Source organism: Streptomyces sp. BF23-19 (assembly GCF_041106355.1).
GTDB classification, from domain to species: domain Bacteria; phylum Actinomycetota; class Actinomycetes; order Streptomycetales; family Streptomycetaceae; genus Streptomyces; species Streptomyces virginiae_A.
Genome location: NZ_JBGBPT010000100.1, coordinates 24,387 through 30,924 on the forward strand (window position 1 = coordinate 24,387; position 6,538 = coordinate 30,924).

Genomic DNA, 6,538 nt, shown 5'->3' on the forward strand with positions numbered 1-6,538 from the left:
GGTACGGTGCGGCCGACGGCGCGTAGCCGTCCGTCGTGGTCGTGGCGTCCGAGGACGAGGAGTTGGGGGCGGGTCAGGGTGCCGGTGATCGCGCCGACGATCGTCTCCGTGGTGACCCGTCTTCACTGGTGAAGTGTCGGTATTTGCAGCGTGCGCAATTCCGCGACAACGGTAGGTGCGCATGCCAGCACTGAAGGAAGCGGGGCAACGGCCTTCGGGCCAGGTTCGGCTACGGCTGGTTGGTGGACGGCCTGGTGAGAGCGAGACGGGTCCAACGCTGCAGCTCTTCTTCGTGGCTGCCTGTCCCCGTCTGCTGGGCGACCGCCGCAGTGTCCTCGGGTGTCGGGTCGCCGTTGCGGGAGAGGAGCTCCAGTGGCCAGGCCGGGATGGTGGGCTGCTGACCGTCGAAGGAATGCCAGTCCCAGGGGCCGTCGATCCGCCAGGCACGCCCGTCATGGTCAACGATCTCATCGCCTGCCTCGAGGAAGGCGTAGGGGCGGAACAGCAACTCGATGCGGATCGGTTCACCGCCGACCGGATCGAGGGCATATCCCTGGTCCTCGAGCTCGGGATCGTGGGCTTCGCCCTGCCGCAGGATCTCGAGGTAGCAGGCAGGGCGAGGCAGCATGCCAGTCACCAGAGGCGGATCGAAGTGGTGGACAGACGCGACGTGCACCACGGACGGCGCGATTCCCACCAGGCAGGTATCGCCGGCCTTCAGGTCTGTTTCCGCCGGCACGGTACGGAAGTAGGTACGGTCCCAGTCGAAAGCCTCCGGGGTGGGCAGCGCGGTCTCGCCGTTCCAGCAGAAGCTGTGCGCCTCCGGATCGACGTCGTTCCACGGCCACCGTACGGACACGTAGAAGCGAGAGACCGAAGCGACTGTGGTCTCGGTGAGTGGGCATTCGAGCGTCAGCACATCGCCGATCCGGAACCGGACACCACCTCCGTCCAGGCGATGCCGGCCCATCGGCCCGTCTTCCCAGTCACCCATCATGTCCTCCTCGTCAACCGGAGCGATCATCACAGACGGGGACGTGCTGCCCCCACAGGGGTCGCTGGCGGGTGCACGGGGGAGCTCTGTCCCCCGCCCCTGCACCCGGCGTGGGCACAAAAGCCCGGTCCGGGTGACGGCGTGATCTAGGGGCTGGTGGGCTTCGACCCGGAGTCCGGCCACCTCACCGTGTGCCCGGAATCGTCGGCCTGGGCGGCGAAGGTGTGCCTGGAGCAGGCCCGGGTCATCGCGGCCGCCAACGCTGCGGCCAGCCGTACGGTCGTGCGCAGCCTGCGGATCCTGCCGCCCGGCACTGTGCCCGCGCCCGATCCGGCCGACGACACCCCGGCCCCGGGCAGGACTTCCATGGGGCCGGTGAAGACACGGGAGACGGCGTGCGCGGGCTACCGCCGCGCGCTCGCTGCGCATCAGAAGGTCGCGGTGCCGCGCCGGGTAAAGCCGGGCATTGCGGAAGCGGTCCAGTGGCAGAACGCCGCGATGTGGTAAATGAGCCGGTGGGCGTTCCCCGACCCCGACGAGCAGCTGGCGCCGATCGACACCGCCGGCCGCGAGCGGCCCCGCGAGGGTTCATCCCCGCGCGCGGGGAGCGGTACAGCTGCGGCGACTTGGGGGCGTGGCGCCAGGTTTCATCCCCGCGTACACGGAGAGCAGTCCTCGCGGGCTTGCCGCTTGACCTTGTTGGGGCCATCCCCCGCACGCCTGGGGAGCAGGACCTGCAGCCCACGGGCGGCACGCGCGTCCAGGGGTCCGCGTGCGCGGGGAGCAGACTGGGCGTCCTGGCACTTTACGACGGGCGCGGACTGTTTTGCAGCACTTCACGAGAATCCGGCATTTCGGACGCCGAGGTCGTCCGATTGCTGGCAGGGCTACCGACATTGGCCAGCGCATCGTCGAGCACCGCATGAGGGTCGGGATCGACTACTCGAGCTGACCTAACGGCTTTAAGGGGACGCACGGCGCCGCCGGTGAACTAGGCAGTCTCGTTTGGATCATGAAGGTGAGCTGTTGCTCGGTAAGATTGATGGTCCGAGGGGCAACGAGGGGGTGTGATGACACTCGTCATCGAGCTGCGGCGCGGGGTCTCAACCCCTCGGACCGGACGGAAGGCAGGACCACGTCCCGCAGCAGGGGCACTTGAGCGGATAGTCGTCGATGGCGAGCTCTGGGCGGCCCTGGAAACGTTGGGCCGACACCGGCTGCCCACCCTGGCTGACGTCGATCCTTACGGGGAGACCCTGCTGCGCGGTGAGGCAGTGGACCGCATGGTGCGGGAGCTTGAAGGTTCGGATCTTGCTCGGCTGCGAGGCACCGAGAGCCAGGCCGTCTCGACGCTACTGGCCTGGGGCCTGCGTTGCCGCTCGGACAGAGAGCTGCGCATTGCCTTCTCGGGCGATTAGTCCGCCACTCTCCGATCATCTGATCGTTGGTCCGGGTATGCCGTTGACTGACGCGCAGTGGGCGCGGATCGAGCCCTTACTGATCGTTTCAGAATGAGTTGAGCCACGTGTCTTGTGCGCGACGATCTTGGTCGGCAGAGTGTCCGGGTGCGTGCTGATCTTGTGCCCGATGACCTGTGGGAGCGCATAGCTCCGCTGCTGCCTCCCACTCCCGAACGGCGGCATCGTTACCCCGGGCGTCTGCGTGTTCCGGATCGGACGGCGTTCGCGGGCGCCATGTATGTGCTGCGGACCGGTGTCGCATGGCGTGACGTCCCCGCCGAGGCTGTCGGCTGTTCCGGGGTGACTGCCTGGCGTCGGCTTCGGGACTGGACCGAGGCCGGCATCTGGTCGCGCCTGTATGCCGCGCTACTGACCGAGCTGCGTCGCGCGGACCTGCTGGATGTGGACGACTGCGCTGTCGACGGCTCGCACGTGCGGGCGCTCAAAGGGGGGATCATGTCGGCCCTTCGCCCGTGGATCGCGGTCGTCCCGGCTCCAAGCACCATCTGATCGTCGACCGTCACGGAACCCCACTCGCCGTCACGCTCACCGGCGGAAACCGCCATGACGTCACCCAGCTCCTCCCGCTGCTGAACGAGGTCCCGCCGATCCGGGGCCGGCGGGGGCGGCCCCGCCGCAAGCCCCGGCGCCTGTATGCCGACCGTGGCTACGATTTCGACGAGTACCGCCGCCTGCTGTGGAAGCGCGGTATCAAGCCGGTGATCGCTCGACGCGGCGTCGCCCACGGTTCCGGACTCGGCAAGGTGCGCTGGGTCGGCGCGGCAGCCAGGGCGGCAGGCCACCCGCATTCGACCGCGCCGCCTACAGGCAACGCAACACAGTCGAGCGATGCATCAACCGTCTCAAACAGTGGCGCGGCATCGCCACACGCTACGAGAAGACCGCGATCATCTACCGGGCCGGACTACACGTCGCAGGCATCTTCATCTGGTCCGCACGGTGATCCAAACGAGACTGCCTAGTCCTTCAGCAGCTCGTCGCGCACCGGGATCCACTCCAGCGCGGACCGGATACCGTCCTCCAGGGACAGCTTCGGCGTCCATCCCAGCAGCTGAGCAGCCCGGTCGCTCTTGGTGTAGCCGCCGGCCACGTCGCCGGGGCGCGGGTCCGCGTCGATCGTGGCCAGGGGCGTGCTGACGACGTTGTTGAACGCCTCGCACAACTCACGGACCGTGGTCCCGCTGCCCGTGCCGAGGTTGATCGCGATCGAGCGCTTCGACTCCGTGAGGATGGAGTCGAAGCGCTCGATCGCCGCGACGTGGGCCGCGGCGAGATCCCACACGTGCACGTAGTCCCGGATGCCCGAGCCGTCGCGCGTCGGATAGTTCGTCCCGGTGATCGGGAACGGGCGGCCCTCCTGGTGCGCCTGGATGAGCACACCCAGGGCGTGGCTGGGCCTCTTGAGCTGGAGCCCGGTCCTCCGCTCGGAATCGGCCCCGATCGGGTTGAAGTAACGCAGGGACAACACGCGGGGGCCGGCCACTGAGATGTCGGCGAACATCTCCTCGCACACGGCCTTGGTTCGGGCGTAGGGGCTCTGCGGCGCCAGCGGCGAGTCCTCGTTGACCGGCGAGCCGTCCTCGGCCTGGTAGATGGAGGCCGAGCTGCTGAAGATGATGCGGTCGCAGCCGTTGCGGTGCAGGTGACTGACGAATTCGAGGCTCTTGGTCACGTTCGCCGTGTAGTAGCCGATCGGGTCCGCGACGGATTCCGGGACCACGATCAGCGCGGCGCAGTGCACCACGGCGGAGATGTCCGGGTGCTCGGCGAAGATCCGGTCCACCAGCGCACCGTCGACGATGTCGCCCTCGTAGAAGGTGCGGCCCTCGGTGAACTCACGACGACCCCGAACCAGGTTGTCGAGGATCACCGGGGTGATGCCCGCGTCCAGGCAGGCCGAAGCGACCGTGCTGCCGATGTAGCCGGCTCCACCGGCGATAAGGACCTTCTCCACGATGTTTCTCTCCCGGCCTCGTTCCAGCCCCAGCAGGCGACCGGGCAAGGCTATAGGACAAGGCACACGGGCAAGGGCGGCCTCTCGGCTGCCCGGCCAGGCCCGGTTTCACGGACGCGGGCGACGCCCGACGTCCCGTGCGGGCGCCCTGCTACCAGCTCGGGTCACCGTGCCTACGGTTCCCGGATTTCCCGCGCTCTGTGTACAGCGGGGCCTCTACAGTCCCGCCCGACATGTGATCACGGGGTTGTGCGGAAGGGGCCGAATAGCGGGATCTGGGCCTGGACGGGGTGGTGGACCGCCCAGGCCGGGGCCGATGGGCAGGGATGGGGTGGGCGTGCGGCAGGCCCGTGTGTCTGTGGTGCGGGCCGCCGGTCGTGGGATGACGGGGTGCGCCGTATCGATGGCCGGCTCTCGGGACGGCTGTGCTTCGGCGGATGTCTGGTCCGGAACGGTGATAGCGGGGCTGAGGGTGGCGCCGTCGGCCTGATGGGCGCAGGAGAGGCTGGATTCCAGGCGGTCGATGAGGTCGGTCCGACGATTCCCGTGCGTACGGACTGAACCCGGGGGCTTGGACGGCTTCTTCAGGTTCACTCGCCGACTCCCGCGCGTCCGGGCTGGACTCCAGGCCGCTGGTCGCCCGGTCCACGATCTGCCGTGGATTCCCGCTCGTACGGGCTGGACCGGCGCCCCCCGTCGATTCCCGCGTGTACGGGCGGACATCATGCCGCAGTGGGTGGCGTGAGCGAAGTACGGCCGATTCCCCGGGGTACGGGGCTGGACCTGCTCAGGAGTGCGCGCATCCGGCCGTGGCGCTGTCCACGTCCGCGCGTACAGGCTGCACGGTCCGCCGTTACTGACGTCAGTAACAACTACCGGTCGATTCCCGCACATACAGGCTGAACAACGGGCTGCAAGCCCAGCTCGGCTCGCACGCCGGTCGATTCCCGCACATACGGGCCGGACGGACGCGCCCATGGAGCCGTGGGTGAAGAAGCCGCCCTCCTCCCGCGTCACCCCCGCACCGTGCACCAGCACAGCGAGCCCGGTTGTCGCTCCTACGGGCGGCGTCACCGTCCCCACCAGGTTCGTACCGTCCAGCGACCGGAACCGAACTTCCCACTCAGAGGCCATAGCGACCATCGTAGGGATGCGCACCGCCGTCAACGAGACCACCAACGGTGGCCACGCGACGTCCGCCGGCCCTGGAAACCCGCCGCCACCAGCGACACGGTGGCTTGGAAACCGGCGTCGGCCGCCGCCCTGCGGACGCTCGCCCGGAGGCCGTCATCGCAGGCCACCCCGAACCGCGCGTACACCACCAAGCCGGCCCGCCGCAGCGCCTTGCCGCCTCCACCCAGGGTGGGGCATCTGCACGTCAGCGGACCGGGCGTGATGTCTGTCAGTCCTCAGCCGGGCTCGGGTGCAGCGCCTTCGTCACAACGTCCTTCTCCAGCTTGAATCGATTCTCCAGCCCGTACTGCTTGGCGTGCTCCGTCACCACGTCACCGAAGACGGCCGCCGCCTCCAGCCAGTGGCGCCACCGCTCCGCCGAGTACGGCCCCTGCAGCGCCTCGATGCGCGCTGCCTCGCTGGCCAGCTTGAGCTCGACGAGTCTCTGCCGGGCCGTTGGTTCGCCTACTTGTTCGTCTGCCACGCCCGGATCCTAGGTGCCGGGTACGACAGTGCCCCGTAGCCACTCGCCGAGGATCTCCTCCTACCCAGGCATCATCCTGGGTACTTGCTTCCGATCCTGTGATTCGGGTGCTCTGACGGTACCTGGGCTGCGATCACGTTGATGACGCGGCGAATCACCCGAGGCCGCGAAGGCCACAGGCTCAACGTCCTTGGTCGGCCTGCCTCAGGCCGCTTGACGACAGGAGCTCATCCTCACAGCCCGGCCTGAGCGAGCAAGGACTCTGCCTGTTGCCGCGTGAGATTGGGCGGGGCCGGTGCGGCTGGGGGACAAATGTGGCGACTGAACGACAGCATCCACTCGGCAAGGGGGTTGTCGGGCTCCAGCGTGGCCACAACCTGTTCACGCAGCGCCGGCGGGGTGTCTGCCCGAGTCGCGATCGCGTTCCTGACGAAGATGTCCTCGTCCCTTGC

At 68.3% G+C, this 6,538-nt stretch carries 6 protein-coding genes and 1 pseudogene; 3 read left to right on the forward strand and 4 right to left on the reverse strand.

Annotated features, from left to right (window positions below):
• Positions 1-229 precede the first annotated feature (229 nt).
• The gene (locus AB8A24_RS37445) at positions 230-1,024 is read right to left on the reverse strand and encodes a hypothetical protein (protein ID WP_369478717.1); all 795 of its coding nucleotides are present in this window, start codon (positions 1,022-1,024) and stop codon (positions 230-232) included.
• Positions 1,025-1,150: 126 nt separating this feature from the next.
• Between AB8A24_RS37445 and AB8A24_RS37450 the strand changes: the two genes are divergently transcribed.
• The 3 genes and pseudogenes from AB8A24_RS37450 (at position 1,151) to AB8A24_RS37460 (ending at position 3,418) form a co-directional block, all read left to right on the forward strand.
• Positions 1,151-1,501 carry a DciA family protein gene (locus AB8A24_RS37450; RefSeq protein WP_369478718.1) on the forward strand — a complete coding sequence of 117 codons (351 nt, stop codon included), beginning with the start codon at positions 1,151-1,153 and terminating at the stop codon, positions 1,499-1,501.
• A gap of 563 nt (positions 1,502-2,064) precedes the next feature.
• Entirely contained in the window at positions 2,065-2,412 is a 348-nt protein-coding gene (locus AB8A24_RS37455) for a hypothetical protein (RefSeq protein ID WP_369478719.1), read from the forward strand.
• Between the two features lie 147 nt (positions 2,413-2,559).
• Positions 2,560-3,418 (forward strand): annotated as a pseudogene (locus tag AB8A24_RS37460) (IS5 family transposase).
• A gap of 15 nt (positions 3,419-3,433) precedes the next feature.
• Here the strand turns inward: AB8A24_RS37460 and galE are convergent.
• From galE to AB8A24_RS37475, 3 genes are all read right to left on the reverse strand, one after another.
• Positions 3,434-4,429, reverse strand: coding sequence for a UDP-glucose 4-epimerase GalE (gene galE, locus AB8A24_RS37465; protein ID WP_369478720.1), 996 nt, complete (start codon positions 4,427-4,429; stop codon positions 3,434-3,436).
• A gap of 1,402 nt (positions 4,430-5,831) precedes the next feature.
• Positions 5,832-6,086 carry a hypothetical protein gene (locus AB8A24_RS37470; RefSeq protein WP_369478721.1) on the reverse strand — a complete coding sequence of 85 codons (255 nt, stop codon included), beginning with the start codon at positions 6,084-6,086 and terminating at the stop codon, positions 5,832-5,834.
• A 233-nt stretch (positions 6,087-6,319) separates the two neighbouring features.
• On the reverse strand, positions 6,320-6,538 hold a 219-nt coding region (locus AB8A24_RS37475; protein ID WP_369478722.1), incomplete at its 5' end, for a hypothetical protein.

Bases quoted from the DNA above. Each gene is read 5' to 3' on its own strand.
- AB8A24_RS37455 (WP_369478719.1), top strand. From the start codon at position 2,065: ATGACACTCGTCATCGAGCTGCGGCGCGGGGTCTCAACCCCTCGGACC.
- AB8A24_RS37445 (WP_369478717.1), bottom strand. From the start codon at position 1,024: ATGATCGCTCCGGTTGACGAGGAGGACATGATGGGTGACTGGGAAGAC.